Origin of the sequence: Geodermatophilus sp. YIM 151500 (assembly GCF_025716945.1) — a bacterium.
In the GTDB taxonomy this organism is placed as follows: domain Bacteria; phylum Actinomycetota; class Actinomycetes; order Mycobacteriales; family Geodermatophilaceae; genus YIM-151500.
Genome location: NZ_JAOVZT010000004.1, coordinates 228,186 through 254,235, shown reverse-complemented (window position 1 = coordinate 254,235; position 26,050 = coordinate 228,186). Strand labels below are relative to the sequence as shown.

Annotated in this window: 28 protein-coding genes, 2 tRNA genes, 1 pseudogene and 1 riboswitch; of the genes and pseudogenes, 19 read left to right on the top strand and 12 right to left on the bottom strand. The window is 74.7% G+C overall.

The annotated features are described in order from the left end of the window. Positions 1-20: 20 nt before the first annotated feature. Positions 21-341: a GNAT family N-acetyltransferase gene (locus tag OF117_RS09555; RefSeq protein WP_263552595.1), complete on the bottom strand. Its 321-nt coding sequence runs from the start codon at positions 339-341 to the stop codon at positions 21-23. A 283-nt stretch (positions 342-624) separates the two neighbouring features. Here OF117_RS09555 and OF117_RS09550 point away from each other — a divergent pair. Continuing rightward, positions 625-697 (top strand) — tRNA-Arg (locus OF117_RS09550). Between the two features lie 169 nt (positions 698-866). On the opposite strand, the gene OF117_RS09545 is transcribed toward OF117_RS09550, so the two are convergent. Next, positions 867-3,329 (bottom strand): WD40/YVTN/BNR-like repeat-containing protein, encoded by a 2,463-nt coding sequence (locus OF117_RS09545; RefSeq protein WP_263552594.1) that lies wholly within the window; start codon positions 3,327-3,329, stop codon positions 867-869. Between the two features lie 1,119 nt (positions 3,330-4,448). Then, complete coding sequence (locus tag OF117_RS09540) at positions 4,449-4,745, bottom strand: hypothetical protein (RefSeq protein ID WP_263552593.1); 297 nt, start codon at positions 4,743-4,745, stop codon at positions 4,449-4,451. A gap of 203 nt (positions 4,746-4,948) precedes the next feature. Here OF117_RS09540 and OF117_RS09535 point away from each other — a divergent pair, with 203 nt between their 5' ends. The 6 genes from OF117_RS09535 (at position 4,949) to OF117_RS09510 (ending at position 8,633) form a co-directional block, all read left to right on the top strand. Then, on the top strand, positions 4,949-5,323 hold the full coding sequence (locus OF117_RS09535; RefSeq protein WP_263552592.1) for a hypothetical protein: 375 nt from the start codon (positions 4,949-4,951) through the stop codon (positions 5,321-5,323). A 112-nt stretch (positions 5,324-5,435) separates the two neighbouring features. Beyond that, positions 5,436-5,825 carry a DUF2695 domain-containing protein gene (locus tag OF117_RS09530; protein WP_263552591.1) on the top strand — a complete coding sequence of 130 codons (390 nt, stop codon included), beginning with the start codon at positions 5,436-5,438 and terminating at the stop codon, positions 5,823-5,825. Positions 5,826-5,895: 70 nt separating this feature from the next. Then, positions 5,896-6,342 (top strand): SRPBCC family protein, encoded by a 447-nt coding sequence (locus OF117_RS09525; RefSeq protein ID WP_263552590.1) that lies wholly within the window; start codon positions 5,896-5,898, stop codon positions 6,340-6,342. Positions 6,343-6,411: 69 nt separating this feature from the next. After that, positions 6,412-7,275, top strand: a complete 864-nt coding sequence (locus OF117_RS09520; protein ID WP_263552589.1) for an NAD-dependent protein deacetylase — start codon at positions 6,412-6,414, stop codon at positions 7,273-7,275. After that, positions 7,272-7,601, top strand: a complete 330-nt coding sequence (locus OF117_RS09515) for a biopolymer transporter Tol (RefSeq protein WP_263552588.1) — start codon at positions 7,272-7,274, stop codon at positions 7,599-7,601. Before OF117_RS09520 ends, OF117_RS09515 begins: the two co-directional genes overlap by 4 nt. Positions 7,602-7,721: 120 nt before the next feature. After that, positions 7,722-8,633 carry an MSMEG_6728 family protein gene (locus tag OF117_RS09510; RefSeq protein WP_263552587.1) on the top strand — a complete coding sequence of 304 codons (912 nt, stop codon included), beginning with the start codon at positions 7,722-7,724 and terminating at the stop codon, positions 8,631-8,633. A 46-nt stretch (positions 8,634-8,679) separates the two neighbouring features. On the opposite strand, the gene OF117_RS09505 is transcribed toward OF117_RS09510, so the two are convergent. Continuing rightward, positions 8,680-9,111 (bottom strand): PaaI family thioesterase, encoded by a 432-nt coding sequence (locus OF117_RS09505; protein WP_263552586.1) that lies wholly within the window; start codon positions 9,109-9,111, stop codon positions 8,680-8,682. Continuing rightward, entirely contained in the window at positions 9,108-9,467 is a 360-nt protein-coding gene (locus OF117_RS09500; protein ID WP_263552585.1) for a VOC family protein, read from the bottom strand. The genes OF117_RS09505 and OF117_RS09500 overlap by 4 nt, the downstream gene beginning before the upstream one ends. 143 nt (positions 9,468-9,610) lie before the next feature. Here OF117_RS09500 and OF117_RS09495 point away from each other — a divergent pair, with 143 nt between their 5' ends. Next, positions 9,611-10,288 (top strand): YbaK/EbsC family protein, encoded by a 678-nt coding sequence (locus tag OF117_RS09495; protein ID WP_263552584.1) that lies wholly within the window; start codon positions 9,611-9,613, stop codon positions 10,286-10,288. A gap of 84 nt (positions 10,289-10,372) precedes the next feature. Here the strand turns inward: OF117_RS09495 and mscL are convergent, their stop codons facing one another. The 3 genes from mscL to OF117_RS09480 all read right to left on the bottom strand — a co-directional run bounded on the left by mscL (position 10,373) and on the right by OF117_RS09480 (position 12,014). Further along, positions 10,373-10,849 (bottom strand): large conductance mechanosensitive channel protein MscL, encoded by a 477-nt coding sequence (mscL, locus tag OF117_RS09490; protein WP_263552583.1) that lies wholly within the window; start codon positions 10,847-10,849, stop codon positions 10,373-10,375. Between the two features lie 56 nt (positions 10,850-10,905). After that, positions 10,906-11,559 (bottom strand): Flp pilus assembly protein CpaB, encoded by a 654-nt coding sequence (cpaB, locus tag OF117_RS09485; protein WP_263552582.1) that lies wholly within the window; start codon positions 11,557-11,559, stop codon positions 10,906-10,908. Positions 11,560-11,651: 92 nt separating this feature from the next. Next, complete coding sequence (locus OF117_RS09480; protein ID WP_263552581.1) at positions 11,652-12,014, bottom strand: FmdB family zinc ribbon protein; 363 nt, start codon at positions 12,012-12,014, stop codon at positions 11,652-11,654. On the opposite strand from OF117_RS09480, the pseudogene OF117_RS22240 reads away from it, so the two are divergent. From OF117_RS22240 to OF117_RS09460, 5 genes and pseudogenes are all read left to right on the top strand, one after another. Further along, positions 12,007-12,591 (top strand): annotated as a pseudogene (locus OF117_RS22240) (AAA family ATPase); the annotation flags it as partial. The gene OF117_RS09480 and the pseudogene OF117_RS22240 sit on opposite strands and share 8 nt — an antisense overlap. Next, positions 12,555-13,439 (top strand): class I SAM-dependent methyltransferase, encoded by an 885-nt coding sequence (locus tag OF117_RS09475; RefSeq protein WP_263552580.1) that lies wholly within the window; start codon positions 12,555-12,557, stop codon positions 13,437-13,439. The pseudogene OF117_RS22240 and the gene OF117_RS09475, both read left to right, overlap by 37 nt. Continuing rightward, positions 13,439-13,504, top strand: a riboswitch (guanidine-III (ykkC-III) riboswitch). It overlaps the preceding gene by 1 nt. A gap of 11 nt (positions 13,505-13,515) precedes the next feature. Then, the gene (locus tag OF117_RS09470) at positions 13,516-13,830 is read left to right on the top strand and encodes a DMT family transporter (RefSeq protein WP_263552579.1); all 315 of its coding nucleotides are present in this window, start codon (positions 13,516-13,518) and stop codon (positions 13,828-13,830) included. A gap of 95 nt (positions 13,831-13,925) precedes the next feature. Beyond that, the gene (locus OF117_RS09465) at positions 13,926-14,411 is read left to right on the top strand and encodes a DUF5313 domain-containing protein (protein ID WP_263552578.1); all 486 of its coding nucleotides are present in this window, start codon (positions 13,926-13,928) and stop codon (positions 14,409-14,411) included. A gap of 126 nt (positions 14,412-14,537) precedes the next feature. Beyond that, the gene (locus OF117_RS09460) at positions 14,538-15,605 is read left to right on the top strand and encodes an LLM class flavin-dependent oxidoreductase (RefSeq protein WP_263552577.1); all 1,068 of its coding nucleotides are present in this window, start codon (positions 14,538-14,540) and stop codon (positions 15,603-15,605) included. Between the two features lie 222 nt (positions 15,606-15,827). Here OF117_RS09460 and OF117_RS09455 read toward each other — a convergent pair whose 3' ends face one another. The 3 genes from OF117_RS09455 to OF117_RS09445 form a co-directional block, all read right to left on the bottom strand. After that, positions 15,828-17,366 (bottom strand): acetyl-CoA carboxylase carboxyltransferase subunit alpha/beta, encoded by a 1,539-nt coding sequence (locus OF117_RS09455; RefSeq protein ID WP_263552576.1) that lies wholly within the window; start codon positions 17,364-17,366, stop codon positions 15,828-15,830. After that, positions 17,363-18,619: a CaiB/BaiF CoA transferase family protein gene (locus OF117_RS09450; protein ID WP_263552575.1), complete on the bottom strand. Its 1,257-nt coding sequence runs from the start codon at positions 18,617-18,619 to the stop codon at positions 17,363-17,365. The genes OF117_RS09455 and OF117_RS09450 overlap by 4 nt, the downstream gene beginning before the upstream one ends. A gap of 235 nt (positions 18,620-18,854) precedes the next feature. After that, positions 18,855-19,439 carry a 5-formyltetrahydrofolate cyclo-ligase gene (locus OF117_RS09445; RefSeq protein WP_263552574.1) on the bottom strand — a complete coding sequence of 195 codons (585 nt, stop codon included), beginning with the start codon at positions 19,437-19,439 and terminating at the stop codon, positions 18,855-18,857. Positions 19,440-19,519: 80 nt separating this feature from the next. On the opposite strand from OF117_RS09445, the gene OF117_RS09440 reads away from it, so the two are divergent. The 6 genes from OF117_RS09440 to OF117_RS09415 all read left to right on the top strand — a co-directional run bounded on the left by OF117_RS09440 (position 19,520) and on the right by OF117_RS09415 (position 24,179). Beyond that, on the top strand, positions 19,520-20,476 hold the full coding sequence (locus OF117_RS09440) for a UTP--glucose-1-phosphate uridylyltransferase (RefSeq protein ID WP_263552573.1): 957 nt from the start codon (positions 19,520-19,522) through the stop codon (positions 20,474-20,476). A 118-nt stretch (positions 20,477-20,594) separates the two neighbouring features. Continuing rightward, positions 20,595-21,959 carry a gephyrin-like molybdotransferase Glp gene (gene glp / locus OF117_RS09435; RefSeq protein ID WP_263552572.1) on the top strand — a complete coding sequence of 455 codons (1,365 nt, stop codon included), beginning with the start codon at positions 20,595-20,597 and terminating at the stop codon, positions 21,957-21,959. Position 21,960: 1 nt separating this feature from the next. Further along, positions 21,961-22,581 (top strand): GNAT family protein, encoded by a 621-nt coding sequence (locus OF117_RS09430; RefSeq protein ID WP_318014236.1) that lies wholly within the window; start codon positions 21,961-21,963, stop codon positions 22,579-22,581. A gap of 175 nt (positions 22,582-22,756) precedes the next feature. Continuing rightward, positions 22,757-23,485 (top strand): hypothetical protein, encoded by a 729-nt coding sequence (locus OF117_RS09425; RefSeq protein WP_263552571.1) that lies wholly within the window; start codon positions 22,757-22,759, stop codon positions 23,483-23,485. Positions 23,486-23,610: 125 nt separating this feature from the next. Further along, a tRNA-Ala gene (locus tag OF117_RS09420) sits at positions 23,611-23,684 on the top strand. Between the two features lie 99 nt (positions 23,685-23,783). Then, entirely contained in the window at positions 23,784-24,179 is a 396-nt protein-coding gene (locus OF117_RS09415; RefSeq protein WP_263552570.1) for a VOC family protein, read from the top strand. Between the two features lie 54 nt (positions 24,180-24,233). On the opposite strand, the gene OF117_RS09410 is transcribed toward OF117_RS09415, so the two are convergent. After that, on the bottom strand, positions 24,234-26,000 hold the full coding sequence (locus tag OF117_RS09410) for a putative bifunctional diguanylate cyclase/phosphodiesterase (RefSeq protein WP_263552569.1): 1,767 nt from the start codon (positions 25,998-26,000) through the stop codon (positions 24,234-24,236). Positions 26,001-26,050 lie beyond the last annotated feature (50 nt).

Genomic DNA, 26,050 nt, shown 5'->3' with positions numbered 1-26,050 from the left:
CAGTGCCCGCCTCCCGCAGGTCAGCGGTCGGCCGTGGCCAGGCCGAAGTGCGGCCGGTCGGCCTCGGCGACGAGGTCGACCAGCTCGGGGTGCCGCTGGATGTGGTGGCGCACGAAGGAGCAGTAGGGCAGCACGTGCAGGCCGCGCTCGCGGGCGGCGTCGAGCACGCCCGCGACCAGGGCCGTGCCCAGGCCTCGGCCGCCCAGACCGGGGTCGACCTCGGTGTGCGGCAGCGTCATCGTGCCGTTCTCGACGTGGTAGCTGGCCAGGCCGACGACCTTCTCGCCGATCCGGATCTCGAAGCGCCCCCGTTCCGGGACGTCCACCACCGTCGTGTGCATCGCGTGTCCACCTTCCGTCGCCCGGCGCCGTTGCCGGGGCGAAGCGTTGTGCCCGGGAACGCTAACCCGTACGCGTCCCCGCATCGTCCAACCGGTACCGACGCGTCGCGGAGCCGGGATGTTCCCGGATCGGCGCGGTCCCCTCCCGACGTGCGAAGTTCTCCCGGCCTCGTCCGGTCCGTCCCCGCGGGGACGCCGAGTGCCACCGGAGGTGCCCGACGCGTCGGCCGCCTGCGGCGGCGTGCCAGGATGGCGCTGTCGGACGGCGCTACGCCGGCATCCCGGCCTCGTAGCTCAGGGGATAGAGCAACGGTTTCCTAAACCGTGTGTCGGAGGTTCGAATCCTCTCGGGGCCACAGTCGAAGATGGGGGCTAGGACGTCGAGACTCGACCAAGGAGCGGAGTCACGACTTCCTCAGGGCATGAGGGCCGGATATCAGGATCCCTCGAGTCGACTCAAGGGTTCGGGCCACGAGAGAGCGACTATCCCGTCGTCACTGAACGGCACTTGTCCTAACGATGGCGTCAGATGTCGATCAAGTGGATCCCTCGGCCCATGCTTGCGGCGAAGAGACGATTGCCACCGACGCTGAGATCAGTCACCGGGCTCCGCGGCAGATCCTCGCTGTAGCGCACCCACGTGACGCCCTTGTCGGAAGTGCGGAAGACGCCCACATCCGTCCCAACGAACAGCGTAGAGGTGTCGTCCGGGTGGAAGGCGACGGCGCTGGTTGGCACGTCCGGAAGGCTCAGCCCGGAGAACCGCCCAGATGCGTCCTGCCACGTAGCGCCACTGTCGGTGCTGCGATACACGTGGGAGACTCCGAGGGGGTTCGCGAGGTTCCACCGGGTAGTGAAGTTGACGCCAAGGCCTGCGAAGGCGAGCCAGACGTGCCTCGGGTCCCGTGGATCGACGGTGATGGCATGAATGGGGACGTCGGGGAACAACGCCTCGGTGGGGGAACCGGCCGGCGAGAGTAGAGTCCAATCGCCGGCGGACCCGCCTCCACCCGCAGCCCGGTACACGTCCCCGGTCGTGGTCCCCAAGTAGAGGATCCGCGGGTCAGAAAGCGCGTACTCGAGCGCTGTGATGGTCCCAGCCGTAATGAGGGGACTCCCATTTTGGTCCTCGACGCGCTGCCAGGCTTGGCCTCCGTTGGTTGAGCGGAAGAGTTGGTTGGTGCCGCAAACCATCACCGTTCGAGAGGCAGCCGGGTCGGTAATCGGGTGGGTCGGGTCGAGTTTGAGGATGGTGACGAATGGTGAGGACCCGCTGAGCCCAGTGTTCGGAAGTGCTTGATGGGACTGCAGGCCGTCCGTCGATCTGCGCAGGTTATTGGGCACCCCGTTCTGGCTGGAGAAGTAGACGATGGTTGGATCGGTCGGGTCCACGGCGACGCCCGTGCCGTCGCCCCACTCGGTCTGGCGCCATTGACCCACGGAATTGCGGTAATAAATTCCGTTGTCCTGGGCGCCACCAGCGATCGCGCTTCCGGACACGCGGGCGGCCGAGATGTCGTAAAACTGTGTGATCTGCATGCCCCCGGAACGAAACGTCCAGCTGGCTCCGCCGTCGGAGGTCCGGTACACCCCGCCGTCGTTGGCCAGATACCCAATCCCGGTATTGACGGTGCTGAATACGAGATCTTGCTGATCCGCGTGGACAGCTGCAACCGTAGTCCAGTCAGCCTCCACAGCGCCGCCGTTGGTCGTGCGAGCGAGCGCCTGCGTCCCTACCAAGATTGTCGCCTCGTCGTCCGGGCGGACGGCGACTATTGAGCACCACTCGTCGAATGTCACCGTTGCAATGCCCGGGGCAAGTTCGGTCCACGTCGCACCGCCGTCGGTTGTGCTGAATAGCCGGCCGCCGTCCGCACCGAGTTTGGCAAGCAAGAAATCCGAGCCATGGGCGCCAGTGTGTCCGATTGCGAGCTTTATCCAGCCGACCCCTGCAGCAGAGGGTAGCTGGCTCGGCCCGTCCAACCGGGCGAAAGCCGCGGTTGCGCCGGCGGCCTCCCCGCCGACGGTGGAGCTCCAGACCCCGCTACCGCGGACGCCAGCGTAAACTCGATCTGGTTCGTCATGGGCGAGGACGACGTCGGTGATCTGTCCGTCCAAGATTGAACTCTGGCCAGGGTTCGTACGCCATGTGACGCCGCCGTCGCGACTCTTGTGCAGTCCGCGGTTACCTGCGACATAGAGGAGATCCGGATTCTTAGGATGTACGACGATGGCCGAGAATCGATCCGAAGTCGTGGTGCTCGTCAAGGTCCACGTGCCGCCGGAATCGGTGGAGCGGTACACCCCCGCTCCCGGCCAGCCCGGATCCCATCCGCCGCCGTCCTCTCCACTGGCCGCGTAGATAACCGCCGGGTTGGACGGGGCGTAGGCTACAGCGCCCATCGTGAGAGTGGGTTGATCGGACATGAGGGATGTCCAGCTGTGCCCACCGTCACGGGTGCGCCAAACACCTCCTCCCGCGGCGGCCGCGAGCACGTCATTGACGTCGGTAGGATGCAGAGCAATCTGAGTGACGCGGCCAATGCCGGCGAAGCCCGTGACAGGCGTGGGCCCCAAAGGCCGCCATCCGCAGCTGCGGGGTCTCCAGTGCGGGGCCAGCTCCACCAATGGAGGCTTGAGAACAATACCGTCATCACGCACCACGGGAGCAATGACGCCGAAGCAGGCATCACAAATGTTGCCGCCGATGCCTGGCCAGGGCCCTGGCCGTCCCAATCCCGCACGCTCGAGGGCCGCATGTGGCGCACCGCGCCACTCGGCCGCGCACAGGATGAGATTGCAGATCTTGCCGGGAAGTCGACCCAGCTCGGCCCTTCCGAACAGCTCCAGCTGCGCAGAGATCCAGCGCCACTGCTCATCGACCGTCGCGATCGTCGCCTGGAGCCAGCGGTCGTTGGGCTGCGCATACAGCTCGTATCGCCCAGGCTCCACCACGTCGGCCACGAGCAAGTCCCCGGCGGCCGTCATGCCGGCTCCCTCGACGGCTCGCCAGCCACCATCCTCCTGCCGGCGAACTATTGCGGTTCGGGTGAGGTCGACGTCCCCGGTCTCCTGGCTCCACCGCACCGGCACGAATAGATGCGCGCGACCAGCAGTCTCACCTACGGCCAGTGGCGGTCCTACCCTGCCCGCAATGGGATCGTCAGCGACCGTATCAAGAGGCAACCGTCGGCCTTGTTGATCTAAGAGCAATGGCTCTTCTAGCGTCTCGGCGTCCACATCTAAGAATTGCAAGAGGACCAGTCCGGATTCGACGGCTCGACGTGCTCGTCCCTCAAGATCGGGAACTTCCGCCGCAGCCCGGATGGCCCCGAGCAGGCGGCCTACTCCGGCTCGGGGACCGAGCCGCTCTGCAAACCATCGGGACCGCCCATAGACGCCCCGTAGTCGCCTCTGGGGTGATGGCCTAGCGGTCTCGGGTCGTGGTGAGGGCTCGTCCTCTCTTCCCAGGCGCTGATGCTGGCTCATGCCTCGTCTCCTCGGATGTCATCGGTGTGGCGTCGTCGTGCCATGTGCTCCCGCGGCCCCTGCTCGGTCTCGGGCTGAGCGACTGGTGTGCCCTGAGTAGAGATGGCATCCCGCCGCGCGGATTCCTTCGGACCCGTCCGACGATGTGTCCATGGCCCCTCCGACGTGCGGCAGCCGATCACCCGCCCAAAGGCGGGTCACATACGTGGCGGTAGCCCCTAAGGATCCAGAGGTCACGGCGCTAATGCCCTCGCCGTGGACCCTAGAGACGGGCGCGTCACCTCAGCGTCACCGCGTCGTCCACGGGAGGCCAGGCCCGAGAGTGGTGCGGGTCGCCTGTTCGAAGGATTCAGGTCCGGACCGGGTGATGGGAGCGTGCACTTTGCTGTCGGGCGGTGCCGGGGTGCGTGAGGTGTCCGCCCACAGGGCCCACCTGGGCAGCGTTCCGACATTCGAGCCGCGCCTTTTGCTCCAGAATGTCGTGTTTGCACCGTTCCACCGGGCCAGGTCCGACGCTGGGGAAGTCCTGGACCGTGTGGAGGTTCGATTCTCTCGGGGCTACCGCTCGTGCGGCCACCGTTGCGGCCGTCTGCCGGATCGCTGGGTCGACAGGGCGGCTCAGGCCGCCGCCCCCGGGGGCGGCGCGCGGTGGATCTCGTAGCCCGGCTGGGCGGGGATCTCGTCGTCGACGACCACCGGGACGTCGGCACCCACCTCATCGGTCCTCGGAGAGCCCTGCGCCAGCATCCGCGCGTGCACCTCGGGCCGGACGTGGAGGCTGACCGGTGCGGGGACGTCCGGTCGCCACGCCTCCCGGAGGATGTCGCCGACGACGTCCGGCGTCGTCCCTCCCCGGTCCCCGGGTGCGGCGCCTCCTCGCTCGCCGGCGGATGCCGCCGGGCCGATGGTCCGCATCGCCGTCCACCTCCCTGGCTCGCGACCCGCGAGCGCAGGCCGCGTCGTCCGCACGACCCCACGGTGCCCCGCTCCGCGGTGGGAGCACCGCTCCGACGGCGACCTGCCACGAAGTCGTCACCGGCCTGCAGCATCGGCTCGCCGGGCGGTCCACCGCGCCTCGACCAGCGGTGCGGCCGGCCGCCGCCGCCTACCGTGGATGCATGGTCGGTGCGCTGGTGGCGGTCGCGCTGCTGGTGGCCCTCGCCGGTCTCGTCGTCCTGGTCGCGCGGGCCACGGTGCGGACGGCGCTGCCGGACGGCCGTGGCGGGTGGCTGCCCGCGCGCCGACGGGCCGAGGTCGCCGCCGCGATCCACGCAGCCCGCTGGTCGGCCGCGCACGACGAGGTCGACGGCGCCACCCGGGTGCTGCTGCGCCGGTCGTGCACCGGTCCGGACGGCTGGCCGCTCGTGCTGGAGGAGCGGGTCTTCGCCACGGTGCCGTCCGACGACCCGGCGTGGGAGGCGCGCTTCACGGAGCTGATGGCCTCCGCCCGCTACCGCTGCGACTACCTCAACGCCGAGGAGGCCGCCGGCTGATCAGCCGGTCCGGCAGCCCGCCCTGTGGACGGCGGCCCACCCCTGTGGACGGCGGGCACCGCGCTGTCGTCGCGCCCGGATAGACCGGCCTCCTCACGAGCGAGGAGGACCCATGGACATCCGAACGCCCGACGACCGGGAGCCGCGCGTCACGGCGCCGCCGACTGCGCTGCCCGCCCCGGCGGTCGGCGAGTGCGTGCTCTGCTACGTCGACCGCATGCTGGAGCGCTTCGGCTGCGACACCACCCTGCGCTGGGCCTGCCGCTGGCGCGACGTCCGGTTGCCCGGTGCGACCGGCCTCGAGCGGCGCCTCGGTGCCCGCGGCGGATTCTGTGACTGCGAGATCTTCCTGAACGGGTGGGGTCTCCGGCCGGACCTGCAGGTACCGGGCGAGGACGGCGAGCCGATCTGGCCGGCGCCCCGGCCGCCGTGCGCGGGCGTCGGCCGCCGCTCGTCCCAGGGCTGCGCCAACTGGGAACCGCGGCGGCGACCGCGCTGGTGATCGCACCCGGTCCCGCACCGCCTGGTGGACCGGCCGGGTGCGAGCCCCGAGGCGACGGCAGGATGAGGACATGAGCCAGGTCGTCGCCACCGCCGAGCGGGTCGTCCGCGCCCCCGCCGAGCGGGTGCAGCAGGCGCTCGCCGACTACCCCGGCGTCCGGTCACGGATCCTGCCCGAGCAGTTCAGCGACTACCGGGTGGAAGAGGGCGGCCAGGGTGCCGGCACGCGGGTGCGCTGGCGGTTCGCCGCCACGTCGAAGCGAGTCCGCGACCAGGTGCTGGAAATCACGCAGCCCACCCCCGACACCCTGGTCGAGACGGACACGCGGTCGTCGATGGTGACGACCTGGACGGTCCGGCCGGCCGATGCCGGCGTCACCACCGTGCGCGTCCGCACGACCTGGGAGGGCGCCGGTGGGGTGGGCGGCTTCTTCGAGCGCACCTTCGCCCCGCGCGGGCTGCGCCGCGTCTACGACGACCTGCTCGATCGCCTGGAGCGGGAGCTGGCCGGCGGCTGATCGGGCCCGCGGCAGGCGGCCGGCGCGACGTCGGCGGCGCGGCCGGCGATCGCGAGGCACCATGGGCCGGTGAGTCTCGCGCCGGTGCTGCCGCATTCCGCCGTCCCGGCCGTCTGCCCCGACGCGCTGGTCGACCTGGTGGCCGACGGGGACGTCGTGGTGCTCTCCGGCGCCGGGCTGTCCACCGACTCGGGCATCCCCGACTACCGGGGCGCCTCGGGATCGCTGCGCCGGCACACCCCGATGACCTACCAGACCTTCGTGCGCGACCCGCGCGGCCGGCACCGGTACTGGGCGCGCAGCTTCGTCGGCTGGCGGCAGGTCCGCGACGCCCGGCCGAACGACGGCCACCGCGCGGTCGCCGACCTGCAGGCGGCGGGCCTGCTCGCCGGGGTCATCACGCAGAACGTCGACGGCCTGCACCAGGCCGGGGGTGCGCGCGACGTCGTGGAACTGCACGGCGGCCTCGACCGCACGGTCTGCCTGGCCTGCGGGGACGTCGCCGACCGCGGCGAGCTCGACGAGCGGCTGCGGGCCGCCAACCCCGGCTTCGGCCCGCGGACCGACGAGGTCAACCCGGACGGTGACGTCGAGCTGCCCGAGGAGGTGCTCGACGGCTTCGCGATGGTCGACTGCGGCGCCTGCCGGTGCGGGCCGCTCAAGCCCGACGTCGTCTTCTTCGGCGAGACGGTGCCGCGCGACCGGGTCGACCGGTGCTTCGAGCTGGTCGACGAGGCGGCGTGCCTGCTCGTCCTGGGCTCCTCCCTGACGGTCATGAGCGGCTACCGGTTCGTCCTGCGGGCCGACAAGCTGGGCATCCCGGTGGCGATCGTCAACGTCGGTCCGACCCGGGGTGACGCGAAGGCCGACGTCCGGATCGACGCCCCCCTCGGCGCCGTGCTGCCGGAACTGGCCCGCCGCGCGGCGGCGTGAGCGACGGCCGGTCGGTCGAGCGGACCGGCGACGGCCGCTGGCTGGTGGTCGACGGGCGTCGGTGGCGGGCCGCAGACCCCGACCTCCCGGACGACGTCCGAGCGCGGCTGCTGCACCACCTCGGCGCCGCGCGGTCCCGGGTCCGCACCGCCGGCCGGGCCGGGGACGAGGTCGCCGTGGCCGAGGCGCGGGAGCGGGTCCGGCTGGCCAAGACCGGCCTGGGTGAGCGCGGGCCGGCGTGGTGGGGGCAGGACGCCGACGCGCGGCGCACCCGCTGGGAGTCCGCGCTGGCGCGGCTCGACGGGGACGTCCGCGGGCGCGGCTGACCCCGACCGCCGGTCGGGCACCGGCCGACGGTCGGCGCGGCCGGCCGGCGGTGGGCCTGCGGCCCGGCCGGCCGGCACCGCCCCGGCGGCCCGGGCCGCGGTCGGCGAGGATGGGCGGCGATGCAGACCTTCCTGCCCGTCGCCGACTTCGCCGAGAGCGCGCGGCTGCTGGACTCCCCGCGGCTGGGCAAGCAGCGGGTCGAGACGCTGCAGGTGCTGCGGGCGCTGGAGCTGCCCGACTACGGCTGGGTCTCCCACCCCGTCGTCCGCATGTGGCGGGGCCGGACGGCGGCGCTGGTCGTCTACGGGCTGGAGATGGTCCGCGAGTGGCGGGCCCGCGGTTTCGCCGACACCACCGACACGCTCATCGCGGAGTTCGCCCCGGACGTCGTCGGGGCCCGGCAGCAGGACCTCGCGGCGGCCGCCCTGCTGCCCTCCTGGGTGGGCGACGAGGCGCTGCACCGCTCGCACAGGTCGAACCTGCTGGCCAAGGACCCCGACTTCTACCGGCCCCGATTCGCCGAGCGCTTCGGCCCCGAACCCGACGACCTGCCCTACGTGTGGCCGGAGCCGGACGACGTGCCGCCCCCGTCCCCGCCGGACGGCGTCCGGCTGTGGGTGGTGCGACCCCGTGCGCACGCCGAGTTGGGGGCGTGCCTGGCCGCCGGTGTCGTCGGGCTCGGCGTGCAGTCCGGTGTCGACGTCGACGCGACCGGCCTGTCGCCGGGCGAACTCCGGGCGCTGTCGAAGGAGCTCTCCGGGCGCCGGCCCGCCAAGGACCTGCGCCAGCTGTCGGCCTTCCTCGACGAGGTGAAGCCGGGGGACCCGGTGGCGCTGCCCGTCGAGCACGGCAGCGGCCTGCTGCTCGGCGAGGTGGCCGGCGACTACCTGTTCCAGGGGCGCGAGCTGCTGCCGCACCGCCGTCCGGCCCGGTGGGACCGGGTGGTCCCGCGGTCGGCGGCGCGCCCGCCGGCGACGCTGCAGGACCCGCGCGCCCTGTTCACCGTGGTCGTGGACCCCGCCGTCCTCTGATCCCCGGCGGCGCTCGGCGTCGGGCGACCGTACCGGCGCCGCCCGGTCAGCGGCGGGGCAGCCGGATGTTCTGCAGCCGCACCTGGCCGCGGGCGACCAGCTTGCCGTCGTCGGCGCGGGTGAGCCGGACCTGCCACAGCTGCTGGGTGCGGCCCTGGTGCACCGGTTCGGCCAGCACCTCCAGCCGCCCGGCGGTCATGGAGCGGAGGAAGTCGGTGCTGTTGTTGACGCCGACGGCGAACTTGCCCTCGTCGGCCACGGCCGCGCTCGCGCCCAGACTCGCCGCGGCCTCGACGACGGCGCAGTAGACGCCGCCGTGCACGACGCCCCACGGCGTGTGCTGCTCCGGGCCGAGCTCCACCGTGCCGGTCACCCGCTCGCCGCTCACGCCGCTCGCGCGGAAGCCGGTCGCGGCGCCGAACGCGTTGGCGGTCGTCAGGTCGGGGATCGCCGCGGTGCCCGGCCGCTCGTCGCTCACGCGTCCCACACCAGGCAGAACGGGTGGCCGACGGGGTCGGCGAACACCCGGAAGTCGCCACCGCCACCGGGTAGCCGCCGCGCGCCCAGCTCCAGCACGGCCGGCTCGGCCGCGTCCACGTCGGCGACGCGGACGTCGAGGTGGAACTGCTGGGGGCGGTCGGGATCGGGCCAGGCCGGCGGCCGGAGGTCGGGTGCCTGCTGGAAGGCGAGCCGGTGACCCGCGCCGGTGATCACGACCCAGTCGTCACCGGGGCCGCCCTTGGTGACCTCCATGCCGAGCAGCCGCGCGTAGAAGCTGGCGAGCGCGTGGGCATCGGGCGCGTCGATCACGACGGAGTGCAGCTGGCCGATCATGCCGACATCCTGGCGTCCGCCCCGCCGGGTCCGCCGGGCGCCCCCGGGCTGTGCCGCCGTCGGGCGCTCCCGCAGGATCGGTACGTGCCGCACCCGACACCGGAACCGACGACCCGTCTCCCGCGCCGCGACCGGGGAGTGCGGTGAGCGCCCCGCAGCTGGGGTCGCTGACCTGGCGCCCGGTCGCGGACGCGCCGGACCTGCTGGCCCCTGCGGTCGACGCAGCGCTGCCGGCGCTGGGTGAGGCGTGGGTGGCCGCGATCGACGAGGAGCTGGCCGACACGGCGGCGTTCTCGGAGGCCTACGACGTCCCGCTGGCCGCATCCGCGAACTGCGTGGTGGTGGCGGCCCGCCGGGCCGGGCAGACCAACCTCGCCGCCTGCGTGGTGCTGGCCACCACGCGGGCCGACGTCAACGGGCTGGTCCGCCGCCACCTCGGCGCGCGCAAGGCCTCCTTCGCACCGCAGGACGTCGCCGTGGCCGAGAGCGGCATGGCCTACGGGGGCATCACGCCCGTCGGGCTGCCGCCGCAGTGGCCGGTGCTCGTGGACGCCGCGGTCGCCGCCGCCGACTGGGTCGTCATCGGGTCCGGCATCCGGGGCAGCAAGCTCGCCGTACGCGGCGCGGCGCTCGCCGCCCTCCCCGCCGCGGAAGTGCTCGGCGGGCTCGGTCTGCCGCTCCCGGACGACGGGCCGGCGCCGCCGGCCGGCCCGGTCGTCGAGCGCGCACCCGACGACAGCGACCTCGGCTGGGGCGAGCGGCCTGCCGACGACGACCGGCGCTACCTGGAGGACCGGCCGCCGCACTGGGGCAGCGACTGAGGGTCTCGGGAGCGCTGTCGCGCGGGCGCGGCCCGGCCGGTCGTCCGTTCGCCCGGGGCGGCCCGGCCGGCCGTACCGGTGTGCTCAACCGGCGGCCGGTGGCCAGGTCCCGGGCGCCCGGCCGGCGCCGGCCTGCTGGGCGCGGAGCAGATCGCGGATCTCGACGAGCAGCTCGACCTCCGTGGGCACCGCCGGGACGACGGGAGCCTCCTTCGCCCGCCGGTCGAGGAGCGTGCGCATCGGCAGCACCACGACGAAGTAGACGACGGCCGCGGTCAGGACGAAGGTGATCACCTCGCTGATGAACCGGCCGTAGGTGAACTCCTGCCCGTCGACGACCACCACGCCGCCCAGCTCCCCGCCGCCGCTGACCAGCGCGATCAACGGGGTCAGGAAGGACTCGGCGAAGGCGTTGACGACCATCGTGAACGCGGTGCCGATCACCACCGCCACGGCGAGGTCGACCACGTTGCCGCGGAGCAGGAACTTCTTGAACCCGGACAGCTGCTCGAAACCGGGCACCTCGCGCACGTCGCGGAGGCCCAGGGGCGCATTGATCACCGGGTCATCCAGCCACACGGGTGCCGGACCGGCCACGCGACCCGCTGGCCCCCGGGTCATCCGGGTCGCTGCGGGGCCGGGAGGCTGACCGTCAGCGTCGCCGTGGTGGCGGCCGCGGCCAGCCGAGCCGCCGTGGACTCGTCGACGGCCAGCAGCAGCAATCCGGCGGCGGGGTCGGCGCTGAGCGGCCCGGCGTCGCCGCCGGCCGGGCCGGCGGCGGAGAGCACCAGCGCCGCGGCGGCGACCACCTCCGCGTCGGTCGCCCCGGACGCCGTGGCCAGCACGTCGACCCGGTCACCGGCCCGGACGAGCGCGGCCACGGCGAGGTCGGCCAGTCGCACCGGCGCGGCCACCTGACCGGGCGGGAGCGCGGCGGTCAGGCCGGCACCCACGAGTCGGTGGTCGGTGACCGGTTCCCCGGCCCGCACAGCGCCGGCCAGCACCCGTCCGAGGAGCGGCCCGCTGCCGGCGACGACCCCGGCCGGCGCCGTCGCGGCGAGGAAGGGAGCGACGGTCAGGTCGCCCGACGCCAGGACGCGCCCCGGTGGCAGATCGGCGGCGGCGACCACGACGTCGACCGTCTCCGGCCCGCGCGGGGGCGCCGGGTCGGCCGGACCCAGCGCGAGGACGAGGGCCAGCGCCGCGAGCAGGCCCGCCGCCGCCTGGCGGAGCCGGTGCACCGGTGAGCGGGGACGGCGCAGGCGCGGCATGCGGCCAGCCTGGCCGCCGGGACGTCGTCCCGCTCCTCGCCGTCGGGATATGTGGACGCGCCGACGGCCTGTGGACGGCCGCCGTCCGTGGGTCAGGCGGCGGTGCTGCCGCCGCTCGAGGAGCCGCCCGTCGATCCGCTGGACGACGTGGCGGCCTTCTCCTTGCCCCCGGTCGACCCCGCGCCGGCCGGCGATCCGGTGCCCCCGCTCCCGGCCTTGCCATCCCCGGCCTTCGTGCCCTCGCCCGGCTTGCCGTCGCCGGCCTTGCCGTTGCCGCGGCTGTCGGTGCGGTAGAAGCCGGAGCCCTTGAACACCACGCCGACCGAGCCGTAGACCTTGCGCACCGGGCTGCTGCACTGCGTGCACTCGGTGAGCGACGGGTCGCTGAAGGACTGCACGACCTCGAACTCGTGCTTGGTCGCGGGGTTGCTGCAGACGTACTGGTAGGTGGGCACGGCGGTGGCGCTCCCTGGGCTGTGCGGGGCGGTCGCGAGTTGGCACTCGGACCTGTCGAGTGCCAATGATGCCTCGCGGTCCACGGTCCGTCCACGTCTGTCGACGAGGAGTCGCGACCTCGTACGTCGACAAGGCTGTGCGTGTCGCCGCAGCGCACCCGACCGTGCCTCGGCTGTGATCGACGGTTCTCCGGTCACGCGGTGGTGGAGCGGCCGGGCCGACCGGGGTGAGGATCAGGAGGTGGTCCCGGTCGTGCCGTGTCCGGTCCTGGTGGGACGGGCCGCGGAGCTGGCTGCGCTCGTCGCCGCTCTGGACGCCGCATGCGGTGGCTGCGGCCGGGTCGTGTTCCTGCTCGGCGAGGCCGGGATCGGCAAGACGCGTCTCGTGCGCGAGATCTCGTCGGTCGCAGCGGAGCGGGGAGTCCTGGAGTTGCGGGGCCGGGCCGTGCCGGCCTCCAGCGCCAACGCGTTCGGGCCGCTGGCCGAGGCGCTGGCGGGCCTCGGAGCCGACAGCGTCCTGCGTCGTGACGACGTGCGACCGTGGCTGCCGGCCCTGGCCGGCCTCGTGCCTGTCGGGCAGTCCACCGGGGCCGAGCAGACAACCTCGGTCCGGGGCGAAGCGGTGATGTCGCCGGCCTCGACGCCTCCGCGCAGTTGCTCGAGGTCGCCCGTCGTCGGCTGGACGGGGCGGACCTGCGGCAAGGGGACGTCGAGGCGCTGCCGTACGCCGACGACTCCTTCGACGCCGTCACGGCCTTCAACTCGGTGCAGTACGCGTCCGATCCGGTTCGTGCGCTGCGCGAGATCGAACGGGTGGCGACCGCCGGAGCGGCGGTCACGGTCACCACGTGGGGCGACCCCGAGCGGTGCGAAGCGAGGGCCATGCTCGCGGCGATCGCGGCGTTGCTGCCGCCACCGCCCCCGGGAGCCGGCGGGCCGTTCGCGCTCGCCCGTCCCGGCGCGCTGGAGGCCCTCGTCGAGAGCGCCCACCTGAGCGCTGAGCGGGCCATCGGGGTTGCGGCGCCCTTCCTGTACCCCGACGTCGCCACCGGCGTGCGCGCCAGCCTGTCGTCGGGTCCAGCCCAGGCGGCGGTGCAGCGGGTCGGGGTCGACCGAGTGCGCAGCACCGTCGCGGCGGTCCTGGAGCAGTTCGTGCAGCCGGACGCGTCGGTGCGTCTGGACAACGTCTTCCGCGTCGTGCTCGCTCGAGCCAGAGCCGGCCCGTGGGAGCGAGGCGAGGTCCGGCCTGGCGGCGACGGCACCCTCGTCGCCACATCGGGGGTGCCCGCCGAGCACCGGGTCCCGGCCGGCTCGCGCCGCGCCGGACCGCGCCGATCCGACCGGATCAGCGCGGTCGGACCGTGCGGTGGCCGGTGTCACCGCCAGGACCGGGTGCCCGGCGCGGGAGGGCGTGAGACCGTGTGAACGGGTCCCGACCAGGACTCCCGGACGAGCGGCGCCGTACCCGGACAGCGACAAGACGGCGTTCCCAGGAGATCCCGTGTACTGGCTCGTCCTCGTCGTCTCCGGTGTCCTCGAGGCCGTGTGGGCGGCGGCGCTCGACAGATCGGAGGGCTTCAGCCGGCTGACGCCGACCGTCGTCTTCCTGCTGGGGCTCGCCGCGAGCATGGCCGGCCTCGCCTACGCGATGCGTGGCATCCCGCTCGGCACGGCCTACGCCGTCTGGGTCGGCATCGGAGCCGCCCTCACTGCCGGATACGCCATGTGGTCGGGGCAGGAGCCGGTGTCGGTGCTCCGCGTGTTCCTGCTGCTGGGCATCGTCGGCTGCGTCATCGGCCTGAAGGTCACGCACTGACCGGCGACGGGGTCACCGCGCTCCCGCCCTCGCGCCGCTCCGCACCCGCTGACACGTCCCCCGCGGAGGCGCGGCGATCGCGTACACATGCACGGGTGAGCAGGGAGCCCGGGAACGACGCCGGGGTGGCTGACCGGCGGGACCAGGTCGCTTCCGCGGCCGTCGTCCGGCGACCGGGACCGCACCGCTGGCTGTGGTACGCGTTCGGCGGCCGGCTGCCCGACCGGTACCGCGGCTGGGTGCTGCACGACACCAGCACGCGCACCTGGGCGCTGCGCCACGTGGCGCGCAGCCTGCTGCAGATGGCCGTGCCGATCGCGCTCGTCCTCTGGCTGCTGCCCGGGCCGTTCTGGATCCGCGGCATGGCCGTCCTGGGCGGCGTCCTCCTCGGGCTCATCTTCTCCCTCGCGTACATGCCCGAGACCACCGAGAACCGGGTGGTCCGCGCCGGTTTCCCGGCGGGGACCGCCACCGCGCACCGGGAACGGGCAGCGCTGGTCCGGCAGCAGCAGGAGACCGAGCGGAAGCGGGCCGCCGCCGCCAGGCGCGCCGCCCGCTACCGGGCCCGCACCGGCGGCTGACCACCGGGTGGGACGGCCCCGGACGAGCCGCGGCCTTCCGCTCGTGGGACGCCGGTGGGGAAGGCCTTCGCCGGGACGGGACGGCCGGCGGGAAGCCGGCCGCCCGGGACGGCGTTGCCGACGACGATGACCGCGCAGACCACCGAGCCGCCGACCGAGCAGTCGACCGAGCAGTCGCCCCTGCCGCTGTCCGTCCTCGAGCTGGCCACCGTCGGCTCCGGTCAGTCGACCGCCGAGGCGCTCGCCGCGACCACCGAGGTCGCCCGGACGGCCGACCGGCTGGGCTACCGGCGCCTGTGGGTGGCCGAGCACCACAACATGCCGGCCGTGGCGAGCACCAACCCGCCGGTGCTCGTCGCCCACCTCGCCGCCGTGACCGAACGCATCCGCATCGGTTCGGGCGGCGTCATGCTGCCCAACCACGCGCCGCTCGTCGTCGCCGAGCAGTTCGCACTGCTCGAGGCGCTGCACCCGGGCCGGATCGACCTGGGCATCGGCCGGGCACCCGGCACCGACCAGCACACCGCGCTCGCGCTGCGCCGCGACCCGGCGGCGCTCTCGGCCGACGACTTCCCGCAGCACCTGCTCGACCTGCTGGGCCTGCTCGGCGACGAGCGGGTCGAGGGTGGGCTGGCCGAGCGGTTCAGCGCGACGCCGGCCGCCGAGTCGGCGCCGCAGGTGGTCCTGCTCGGGTCCAGCGGCTTCTCCGCCCAGCTCGCCGGCGCGCTCGGGCTGCCCTTCGCGTACGCGCACCACTTCGGCGGTCCGCACACCGTGGCGGCGGTCGGGCTCTACCGCGACTCCTTCCGCCCCTCGCCCGTCCTCGACCGGCCGTGCACGATCGTGACCGCGAACGTGCTGGCCGCCGAGACCGACGCGGAGGCCCGCCGGCTCGCCCTCCCCGGGCAGCTGATGCGGCTGGCGATCCGCACCAACCGGCTGCGGCCGGTGCCCTCGCCGGCCGAGGCGGAGGCCGACCCGGAGCGCGCCGCCGCGGAGTCGATGCCCAGCAACGCGATCGTCGGCACCCCCGACGTGGTCGTCGCCGGCCTGCGCCGGCTCGCCCAGGAGACCGGCGCGGACGAGCTGATGGTCTCGGCGTCCACCCACGGTGTCGCCGAGCGGGTGCGCAGCCTGGAGCTGGTGGCGGCGGCGTGGGGACTGTCCGCCGCGCCGGGCTCCGCGGCGGCCTGACGCCGCCGTCCGTCCCGCTCCGGAGCCACCGTCGCCCGTGAGCCAGGACAGCCGTCGACGCGGCACCATGATCGCCATCCGCGCGGTGTGGTCGCCGTCCCCACCCTGTGCGGTGAGGACGGCGACCGCACGGTGAGGACGGCGACCGCCGGGTGGGCGAGGTGGACCGTGCGGACGGCGACCGCACGGTGAGGACGGCGACCGCGACGCAGGGGTCGCGCCTCAGCGACCCAGGTGGCGGTAGCGGTGCAGCCGGCGGCGGTGCCGCTCGCCGTCGTCGCGGCCCAGCAGCCCGGCCAGCTCCTCGCCGAGCACCCGGCCCAGCCGCCGGCAGAACTCGGTCGGCTCGTCGGCGGCGTCGGGCCGCTCGGGCACCACGCGGTCGACGATGCCCGCCCGCCACAGGTCGGTGGCCCGCACGCCCTGGTGCGCGGCCATCTCGTCCGCCCGGTCGACGGTCCGGTGCATGATCGCCGACGCGCCCTCCGGCGGCAGCGGCCCCAGCCAGCCGTTGGCCGCGGCCAGCACCCGGTCGGCCGGCACCAGCGCCAGCGCCCCGCCGCCGGTGCCCTGCCCGAGCAGGACCGCCAGCGTCGGCGCGCGGAGCATCACGAGGTCCTGCAGGCAGCGGGCGATCTCGCCGGCCAGCCCGCCCTCCTCTGCCTCCTGCGACAGCGCCGCGCCGGGGGTGTCGATCAGCGTCACCAGCGGCAGCCGCAGCTCGGCGGCCAGCCGCATGCCCCGCCGGGCCTCGCGCAGGGCGGCCGGGCCGAGCGGCGCGGTCAGCGACTGCCCGCGCCGGTCCTGGCCGAGGACGACGCAGGGCGCCCCGCCGAACCGGGCCAGCGCCAGCAGCAACCCGGGATCGCGCTCCCCGGCGCCGGTGCCCGACAGGCCCACGACGTCGGTGGCCGCCGTCCGCAGCAGCCGGCGCACGCCCGGACGGTCCTCGCGCCGGGAGGCCGTGACCACCTCCCAGGCGCTGCGGTGGTCCTCGGGGTCGTCGGCGTCCGTGCCGTCGTCGGGTCGCGGCCGCTCGGCGTCCCGGACGTCGAGGTGCCACGTCCGCCGGGCGCTGAGCACCCGCAGCGCGCGGTCGGCGACCTCGGCGATCTCCTCGTGCGGGACGACGGCGTCGATCAGGCCGTGCTCGGCCAGGTTCTCGGCGGTCTGCACGCCCTCGGGGAACTTCTCGCCGTACAGCGCCTCGTACACCCGCGGGCCGAGGAACCCGATCGACGCGCCGGGCTCGGCGATGGTGACGTGGCCGGTCGAGCCCCAGGAGGCCAGCACCCCGCCGAACGTCGGGTGGCGTAGGTACACCAGGTAGGGCAGGCCCGCCTCCTTGTGCCGGGCGATGGCGGCGGTGATGCCGATCATCTGCAGGAAGGCGACGGTGCCCTCCTGCATGCGGGTGCCGCCGGAGACCGGCGCGGCCAGCAGCGGCAGCCCCTCCTCGGTGGCCCGCTCGACCGCGGCGATCAGCCGCTCGGCCGCGGCGATCCCGATGGACCCGGCCAGGAAGCCGAACTCCCCGGCGATGACCGCGACCCGCCGTCCGCGCAGCCGGCCCTCGCCGGTGAGCACCGCCTCGTCCTGACCGCTGCGCTCGGCGGCCTCGGCCAGCTCGCGGGAGTACCCGTCGTCGTCGGCCGGCGCCGGGATGGGCCGGTCCCACGAGATCCACGAGCCGGGGTCGAGCACCAGGTCGCGCAGGCTGCGGGCGTCCCGCCGCGTCGGCTTCCTCGCGGGCGCGGTCACGTCGCGTGGCCGTCCTCGGCGTCGTCGCCGGCCGGCTGCGGCACGCCCTCGGGTGCGCGCAGCCACTGCCGGACGCTCGCCCCGTCGCCGTCCAGGGTCGGCGGGGCCAGGTGGTCGCGGCGGGTGGTCTCGGTCTCGCCGTCCGGACCGGCGGTGAAGAAGCGCAGCGGCGGGCCGGGCAGCGACACCTGCCCCAGGGAGGCGTGCTCGACGTCTATCTTCAGGCCCTGGGAGAGGGTCTGGTCCCAGCCGTAGACCTCGTCGAGGCTGCGCACCTTGCCGGCGGGGACGCCGGCCTTGTCCAGCCGCCCCAGCAGCTCCTCCGGGCCGATGTCGGCGAACGTCTCCTCGAGCAGCGCGATCACCTCGTCGCGGCGGGCCACCCGCTCGCCGTTCGTGGCCAGGCCGGGCGCCTGCGGGTCGAGGCCGAACTCGCCGCACAGCCGTCGCCACAGGCCCTCGCTGCCGCAGGACAGCTGCACGCTGCCGCCCTTGCAGTGGAACAGGCCGTATGGCGCGATGGACGGGTGGTGGTTGCCCTGCGCGCGGTTGACCTGGCCGCCCACCGTCCACGCGGTGCCCTGGTAGGCGTGCACGCCGACCACGGCGGCCAGCAGCGAGGTGCGCACCACCTGGCCGCGGCCGGTGCGCTCGCGCTCGTGCAGCGCGGCCAGCACGCCGTAGGCGCCGTACATACCGGCCAGCAGGTCGCTGATCGGGACGCCGACCTTCTGCGGGTCGTCGGGTCCGGAGCCGGTGAGCGACATCAGGCCGCCCTCGCCCTGCGCGATCTGGTCGTAGCCCGCGCGGCCACCCTCGGGCCCGTCGTGCCCGAACCCGCTGATCGACAGCACGACCAGCCGCGGGTTGAGCTCGGCGAGCACCTCGTTGCCGAAGCCGAGCCGGGCCAGCGTGCCGGGCCGGAAGTTCTCCATCAGCACGTCGGCGCGGCGGACCAGGTCGGTGAGCACCGCGCGGTCGTCGTCGGCCTTGAGGTCGAGGGCGATCGACTCCTTGTTCCGGTTGCACGAGAGGAAATAGGTCGACTCCCGGTCACCGGCGCCGTCCTCGCCCGCCCCGCCGCCCCCGGGCCACACGAACGGCGGGCCCCAGCCCCGGCTGTCGTCGCCGCTGCCGGGGCTCTCCACCTTGATCACCCGCGCGCCCAGGTCGCCGAGCATCATGGCGGCGTGCGGGCCGGCGAGGGCCCGCGTCAGGTCGACGACGAGGACGCCGTCCAGCGGGCCGCTCACGCGCGCGCTCCCGGGGCGACCGGGCGGGCGGTGCGGCCTGCAGGGGCCGGGCGGGGGAGGGCTGGGGGCGGCACGCGGATCTCCTGGCTGTCGTAGGCGGAGGATGGGGCGGATCGGTGGCTCGGGCCGGCGGCGCCGGGAAGGGCGGGCGCCACCGGACATGATCGACGGCCCGCCGGGGCGGCGCGACCCCGACCCCCCCCCGGGCCGCGCGACCTCGGCCCCCGGGACGGGCTCAGCCGAGCGGCTGCCAGCCGCCGGACGGCGTGACGACGGCGGTCACCCGGTGGTCGTGCTCCTCGGCCGGCAGCTCGTCGAGCAGCTCGTCGTCGAACACGACGGCCACCAGCGTCGCGCCTGGGCGGGCGTGCCGCAGCGCCCGGTCGTAGTAGCCCCCGCCGCGCCCGAGCCGGATCCCGTCGCGCGCCACGGCCAGCGCCGGCACGACGACGGTGTCGGCCGTGCCGATGGCGGTCGGGCCCAGCCGGGGGCCCACCGGTTCGAGCAGGCCGAACCGCCCGGGGGCGAGCCGGCCGGTGTCGACGGCCCAGCCGAGCTCGCGGCCCGTCGGCGGGACCACCGGCAGCAGCACGCGCGCCCGGAGCCGGGTGAAGACCGCCGGGAGGCGGCCGTGGCCGGGCTCGGTCTCCTCGGGCACGAAGGCCGCGAAGGTGCGTGACCCCGACAGCCCGCGCAGCAGCGTCGTGGCCACCGCGGCCGCGGCCGCCGCGCGCTCGCCGGCCGGCCGCGCGGCACGGCGGGCCAGCACCCGTTCGCGCAGCGCCTCCTTGGCGGCGGCGGCCGCGGACGGGGAACCCACGGCTCGCAGGCTAGCCAAGCCTTCCCTATAAAGGGTGCCGTGCCGACGAGCGCGCCGCGCCCGGTGGCTACGCTTCGCGCGTGAGCTCCCCGACCTCCCCGACCGCCTCGGCCGAGTCCCGCCGCGCCGCCCGCAAGGCGGTCATCCCGGTCGCCGGCATGGGCACCCGCTTCCTGCCCGCCACCAAGGCGGTGCCGAAGGAGCTGCTGCCGGTGGTCGACCGACCGGCGCTGCAGTACATCGTCGAGGAGGCAGCCCGGGCCGGCCTCGCCGAGGTGCTCATGGTCACCGGCCGCGGCAAGTCGGCGATCGAGGACTTCTTCGACCGGCAGCCCGAGCTCGAGGCGTTGCTGGAGAAGAAGGGCGACGAGTCGCGGCTGGCCGCCGTCCGCGAGTCCACCGGCATCGCGCAGGTGCACTTCGTCCGCCAGGGCGAGGCCCGGGGCCTGGGGCACGCCGTCCTGCAGGCGGCGTCGTTCGTCGGTGAGGAGCCGTTCGCGGTGCTCCTGGGCGACGACATGATCGACGTCCGCGACCACCTGCTGGAGCACATGCTCACCGTGCAGCGGGCGCACGGCGGGTCGGTCATCGCGCTGCTCGACGTGGGCCGGGAGAACATCGACAAGTACGGCGCGGTCGCGGTCGAGCCGGCCGACGACGCGGCCATGGACGGCGACGAGGTCGTGCGCATCACCGGCCTGGTGGAGAAGCCGCCGGTCGACGAGGCGCCCAGCAGCCTGGCGATCATCGGCCGCTACGTGCTGGCCCCCGAGGTGTTCGGCGTGCTGCGCGAGACCCCGCCCGGCCGCGGCGACGAGATCCAGCTGACCGACGCGCTGGCCACCCTGGTCGAGCGCGGCGAGCCGGTGCACGGGGTCGTCTTCGGCGGCCGCCGGTACGACACCGGCGACCGGCTGGACTACCTCAAGGCCGTCGTCCGACTGGCCAGCGAGCGCGACGACCTGGGGCCGCCGCTGCGGGCGTGGCTGCGCGAGTTCGTCGCCGACCTGCCCGCGGAGGGCGCGTCGCCGTCCTGACCGGGCGTCGCCGGGGGACGATCCCAGGCGCCGCGGCGCACCGCCGCGGCGCCGGACCGGCCCGCCCCTGCCCGGCCGGCACCGGCGGTCGGGGCGCGGAGGGGGCGGAGCGACCGTGGTGAGCAGGACCGAGGACGGCGGAGTCGGGTACCGGGACACGGCGCACGTCGGCGTGCGCCCGCGCCCGGAGGTGCCGCCACCCCCGCCGCCCGCGCCGCGCGAGCCGGGCGGTCGCCGGTCGCCCGTCGCCGAGGAGAGCGTCCGCAGCGTCGGGCAGCACCTCGACGAGATCCTCGCCGCGGTGCCCCAGCCCGACCCCATCGAGCTGGCCGTCCTCGACGCCCAGGGCCTGCTCTGCGCCGAGGACGTGGTCAGCCGCCGGGCGCTGCCGGCCTTCGACCAGGCCGCGCTGGACGGCTATGCGGCGCGCGCCGAGGACGTCGAGGGGGCCAGCCCGGACGCACCGGTGGAGCTCGCCGTGGTGGGGGAGAGCGTCGCGGGCATGTCCGCGCCGTCGTCGATCGGGCCGGGGCTGGCGCTCGCGGTGGCCGCCGGGGCGATGCTCCCGGCCGGCGCCGACGTCGTCGTCCCCGCCGTCTGGACCGACCAGGGCGCGGCGCGGGTCGCCGTGCACGCCGCGCCGCCGACCGGCGGCTACGTGCGCCGCACCGGGGACGACGTCGCGCCGGGCGACCCCGCGGTGCAGGTCGGCACCCCGATCGGGCCGGCCCAGATCAGCCTGCTCGCCGCTGTGGGCCGCGACCGGGTGTGGGTGCGCCCCCGCCCGCGCGTCTCGGTGGTCTGCGCCGGGACCGAGCTGGTCGACATCGGCACCCCGCCCGCGCTCGGGCAGGTCGTCGACGTCAACAGCTACGCGCTGGCCGCGGCCGCCCGCGACGCGGGGGCCGACGCCTACCGGTCGGGCATCCTGCCCACCGACCGCCGCCGCCTGGCCGAGGTGCTGGAGAGCCAGCTGCTGCGCAGCGACCTGCTGGTGCTCGCCGGGACTCTCGGCGGCACCGGCTTCGACGTGGTGCAGGAGGTGATGGCCGAGCTCGGCGACATGCAGCACGCCCGGGTGACCATGCACCCCGGTCCCGCGCAGGCCTTCGGCCGGCTGGGCCGCGACGCGGTTCCGGTGATCTGCGTGCCCGGTGAGCCGGTGGCCGCGCTGGTCTCCTTCGAGGTGTTCGTGCGTCCGGCCATCCGGCGGATGCTGGGCAAGCGGCAGCTGTTCCGCCGCACCGTGCAGGCCATCGCCGGCCAGCAGCTGCTCTCGCCGCTGGGCTACCGCCAGTACCTGCACGGCACCGTGATGCGCCACCCCGACGGCGGCTACGTCGTCGAGCCGGTGGGCGACGGCACCGAGGCGCTGCTGGCCCGCATGGCCCGCGCCAACTGCCTGATCGTCATCGACGAGGACGTCACCGAGATCGCCGCCGGCGGCCTGGTCACGGTGATGCCCCTGCTCCTCGGCGGCTGAGCTGGAACCGCTGCTCCACCCCGGCTGGCCGGCCCGCCTGGCGTCCGGGCCGGTCGAGCTGCAGCCGCTGCGCCGCCGCGACGCCGCGGAGTGGAGCCGGGTCCGGCTGGCCAACGAGCAGTGGCTCGCGCCCTGGGAGCCCACGGCGCCCGCCCCGTGGGCGGCCCGGCACACCCCCGCGGCGTTCCGGGCGATGCGGCGCGCGGCGGCCCAGCGGGCCCGCGCCGGTACCTCGCTGCCCTTCGCCGTCCGCGTGGAGGGCCGGCTGGCCGGGCAGGTGACCGTCGACAACATCGTCCGCGGCGCGCTGCGCTCCGGGCACCTCGGCTACTGGATCGACCGTGCCGTCACGGGTCGGGGGCTGGCGTCGCTGGCCGTGGCGCTGGTCTGCGACCACGCGTTCGGCCGCGCCGGGCTGCACCGGCTGCAGGCCGACATCCGCCCGGAGAACCTGGCCAGCCAGCGCCTGGTCGAGCGGCTGGGGTTCCGGCGGGAGGGGCTGCTGCGCCGCTACCTCGACATCGACGGCGACTGGCGCGACCACTACACCTACGCGCTGCTGGCCGACGAGGTGCCCGGCAGCGTGCTCGGCCGCTGGCGGTCGCTGACCGGCGGCCCGTAGTAGCACCTGTTCCCGCGTCCCGGGCGGTGGCGGCCCGCGACACGCCGTCGGTCGTCACACCGGCCTCACGACACTTCAGGACACACCGCGCGCCTCCCTCGTCCGGGGGACGTCCGTGCTTAGCCTGCTCTCGCGAGTGACTCATGTGACGGGTGGTGTGCGAATGGGATCGGGCGTGCTCCTCGCCGCTCTGGTCGTCCTCTGGTTCGTCGTGCTGGTGCCGATGGTGGTGACCCGCGGCGACAGCCGGGGAGGCCGGGCCGAGCTGGCCGACTCGGGTCGGACGCTGCAGCGCCGGCGGTCTCCCGACCGGTCGGCCGCCGCCGACACCGAGCGGGTGGCCATCGACCGCGCTCAGCTGGTGAGCAGCGGTGAGCTGGAGATCGACGTCCACGCGCTGCGGCGGCGCACGCTGGCCGGCCTCGTGGCGCTCGCGCTCGTGGCCCTGGCCGGCGCGCTGCTCTTCCGCGCGTGGATGTGGGCGCCGCAGGTCTTCCTCGACCTCGCCGTCCTCGGCTACCTGCTGGTGCTGCGCCGGGCCGCCCGCCGCGAGCGCATGGCGGCGCGCCGGGCCGCCCGCGCGGCGGCCCGCGCGGCCCTCCGCTCCCCGGCGCCGCGGGCGCCGGAGCGGGTCGAGCGGGCGGTGGCGGCCATGTCGCACGGGTACGACGACCGCGGGTACGACGACGTCGCCGGGGGCCACTCGACCGTCGCCGCCGAGCGGCTGCCGCACCCCAGCGTGCCGCTCGCGCCGGTGCACCCGCTGCGGCCGGGCCGCGTGGTCGCCGCCCGCACGCCGGCTCCGGCCGGCTGGCAGAACAGCGCGGTCGTGGGCCTGGACGACGACGACATCGGCTTCGCCGACATCGACGAGTACCAGCCGCGCCGGGTGGCCAACGCCTGAGCGGGACGGCCTGGCCGGGATGACCGGATCGGGACGACCTGATCGGCATCTGGCCGGGACGACGCGACGCTCCGGTGCCGCCCCCGTGCGGCGCCGGAGCGGGCGGACGGTAGTCTCTTGGCCGAGGGGCTGTGGCGCAGTCCGGTAGCGCACCTCGTTCGCATCGAGGGGGTCAGGGGTTCAAATCCCCTCAGCTCCACCCTGTCCGACACCGACGCCGCCGGGGGCATCCCGCCCCGGCGGCGTCCGTGCGTCCGGCGACCGGCCGCCGCGCGCGGGGCATCGCTAGCCTGCGCCCGTGCCCTCCCGGCTATTCGCCTACCTGAGCTACCGCGACGCCCCGGCCGCTCTGCGCTGGCTGGAGGCAGTCGGCTTCGCGACAACCGTCCGCCAGGACGGCGACGACGGCAGGGTCCTGCACTCCGAGGTCCGGCTGGGTGACGCCGTCCTCATGGTGGCCAGCCACGACGCCGACTACGGCCGGGCGCCGCTGGTCGGCCGCTCGACCGGCCAGGGTCTGTACCTGCTGGTCGACGACGTCGACGACCGGTACGCCCGCGCCCTGGCCGCCGGCGGCGCGTCCGTGTTCCCGCCCGAGGACACCGAATGGGGCAGCCGGCGCTGCCGGCTGCTCGACCCGGAGGGGATCGAGTGGAGCTTCGGCACGTACGAGCCCGGGACGGCGTCCTGGTAGCGGACGCCGTCCCGGGCTCGTAGGTCCGACTCGCCGGGACCGGGCTCCCGGCGATCAGGCCGGCTGGAGCGCCGCGGTCTCCGGGCGGAGCAGGGCGCGGGCCTCGCTGGCCGGCAGCGGCTTGGCGAAGTGGTAGCCCTGGCCCAGCGGGCAGTCCAGGTCGCTGAGCGTCTCCAGCTGGTCGGCGTCCTCCAGCCCTTCCGCGACGACCTCCAGCCGCAGCGTCTGCCCCAGCTGCACGATGGCGGCGGCCACCGCGCAGGCCTCCGAGTCGGTGGCCACACCGTCGATGAACGACTTGTCGATCTTGAGAGTGTCGATGGGGAAGCGCCGCAGGTAGCTCAGCGAGGAGTAGCCGGTGCCGAAGTCGTCGAGCGCCAGCCGGACGCCGGACCGCTTGAGCTCCTCGAGCTTGTGCGCGGTGTCGGCGGTGTCCTGCACGAAGAGCGACTCGGTGATCTCCAGGGTCAGCAGCTCCGGCCGCAAGCCCGAGCTGCGCAGGGCCTCGGCGACGTCACCGAGCAGGTCGGGGTGCTGGAACTGGCGCACCGACACGTTGACGCTGATCCGCAGCCCGCCCAGCGGCGCGTGCTCCTGCCACGCGGCGGCCTGGCTCGTCGCCTCCTGCAGCACCCAGCGGCCGATCGGGACGATGAGGCCGGTCTCCTCGGCCAGGCTGATGAACTCCAGCGGGGGCACCAGCCCGCGCTGGGGGTGCTGCCAGCGCAGCAGCGCCTCGAAGCCGGCGACCTCGCGCTGGCCCAGGTCGACGATCGGCTGGTAGTGCAGCACCAGCTGGCCGGCGTCCAGCGCCTCGTGCAGGTCGGCCCGCAGCTGGTCGCGCTCCAGGGCGGCGGTGTGGTGCGAGGGCAGGAAGACCTCGCACCGGCCCTTGCCCGAGGTCTTGGCCACGTACATGGCCATGTCGGCCGCGCGCAGCAGCGAGATGCCGATCGCCGCGCACGTCTCCGACGTCGCCAGGCCGATGCTCACCCCGGCGCGCACCAGGTGGCTGCCGATGACGACCGGTGCGCGCAGCGACGCGAGCACGCGCTCGGCGACGACGGCCGCGGCCCGGTCGCTGCCGGGCCCCATCAGCAGGACGGCGAACTCGTCACCCGAGAGGCGGGCGACGGTGTCCTCGCCGCGCACGCAGCCGACCACGCGCTCGGTCACCGCCCGGAGCAGGCCGTCGCCGGCCTCGTGCCCCAGGTTGTCGTTGACCGTCTTGAGGTTGTCCAGGTCCAGGAAGAGGACGGCCGACGGCGTGCAGCTGTCCGAGCGCGCCTCGACCTCGCGCAGGCGCTCCATGAACAGCGCCCGGTTCGGCAGCCCGGTCAGCTGGTCGTAGAAGGCCTGGGTGTGCAGCCGGTCCTCGAGCTCCTTGCGGCCCTCGACGGCCACGAGCAGGTCGTTGAACGCCTGCGCGGTGTGCCCGATCTGGTCGTCGGAGTCGACCCGGATGCGGTTGATCACCGCGCCCGACCAGTCACCGCTGCGGGTGGCCCGCGCGATCACGTCGGCCACCGACCGGAGGTGGGTGCCCAGCTCGGCCAGCCGACCGCCGACGACCCCGCGGCACAGCGCGTAGTTCACCGCGCCGACGATGAAGCCGGCGACCAGGCAGGCGGCCTGGAAGATCGGGCGGTGCGCGACGGCTCCAGGCACGCCCAGCAGGGTTGCGAACGGCGGGAAGACCAGCCCGACCACGAGGCCGAGGCCCACCATGTAGACGGCGAGGTCCCAGAAGACGCGGGAGGTGAGCCGGAAGCCCCGTCCGGTGCGGACGGGCGTCGGGGCCTGCTCGGTCGGTGCGCTCATGCGGGGTAGGTCGGATCCGTTCCGCAGCCGCTTGAGCCACCTCCCCCTGA

Bases quoted from the DNA above. Each gene is read 5' to 3' on its own strand.
- OF117_RS09540 (WP_263552593.1), bottom strand. From the start codon at position 4,745: ATGCGGACCATCGGCCCGGCGGCATCCGCCGGCGAGCGAGGAGGCGCC.
- OF117_RS09530 (WP_263552591.1), top strand. From the start codon at position 5,436: ATGGACATCCGAACGCCCGACGACCGGGAGCCGCGCGTCACGGCGCCG.
- OF117_RS09410 (WP_263552569.1), bottom strand. From the start codon at position 26,000: ATGAGCGCACCGACCGAGCAGGCCCCGACGCCCGTCCGCACCGGACGG.
- OF117_RS09525 (WP_263552590.1), top strand. From the start codon at position 5,896: ATGAGCCAGGTCGTCGCCACCGCCGAGCGGGTCGTCCGCGCCCCCGCC.
- OF117_RS09535 (WP_263552592.1), top strand. From the start codon at position 4,949: ATGGTCGGTGCGCTGGTGGCGGTCGCGCTGCTGGTGGCCCTCGCCGGT.
- OF117_RS09510 (WP_263552587.1), top strand. From the start codon at position 7,722: ATGCAGACCTTCCTGCCCGTCGCCGACTTCGCCGAGAGCGCGCGGCTG.
- OF117_RS09500 (WP_263552585.1), bottom strand. From the start codon at position 9,467: ATGATCGGCCAGCTGCACTCCGTCGTGATCGACGCGCCCGATGCCCAC.
- cpaB (WP_263552582.1), bottom strand. From the start codon at position 11,559: ATGCCGCGCCTGCGCCGTCCCCGCTCACCGGTGCACCGGCTCCGCCAG.
- OF117_RS09460 (WP_263552577.1), top strand. From the start codon at position 14,538: ATGACCGCGCAGACCACCGAGCCGCCGACCGAGCAGTCGACCGAGCAG.
- OF117_RS09555 (WP_263552595.1), bottom strand. From the start codon at position 341: ATGCACACGACGGTGGTGGACGTCCCGGAACGGGGGCGCTTCGAGATC.
- OF117_RS09545 (WP_263552594.1), bottom strand. From the start codon at position 3,329: ATGACGGCCGCCGGGGACTTGCTCGTGGCCGACGTGGTGGAGCCTGGG.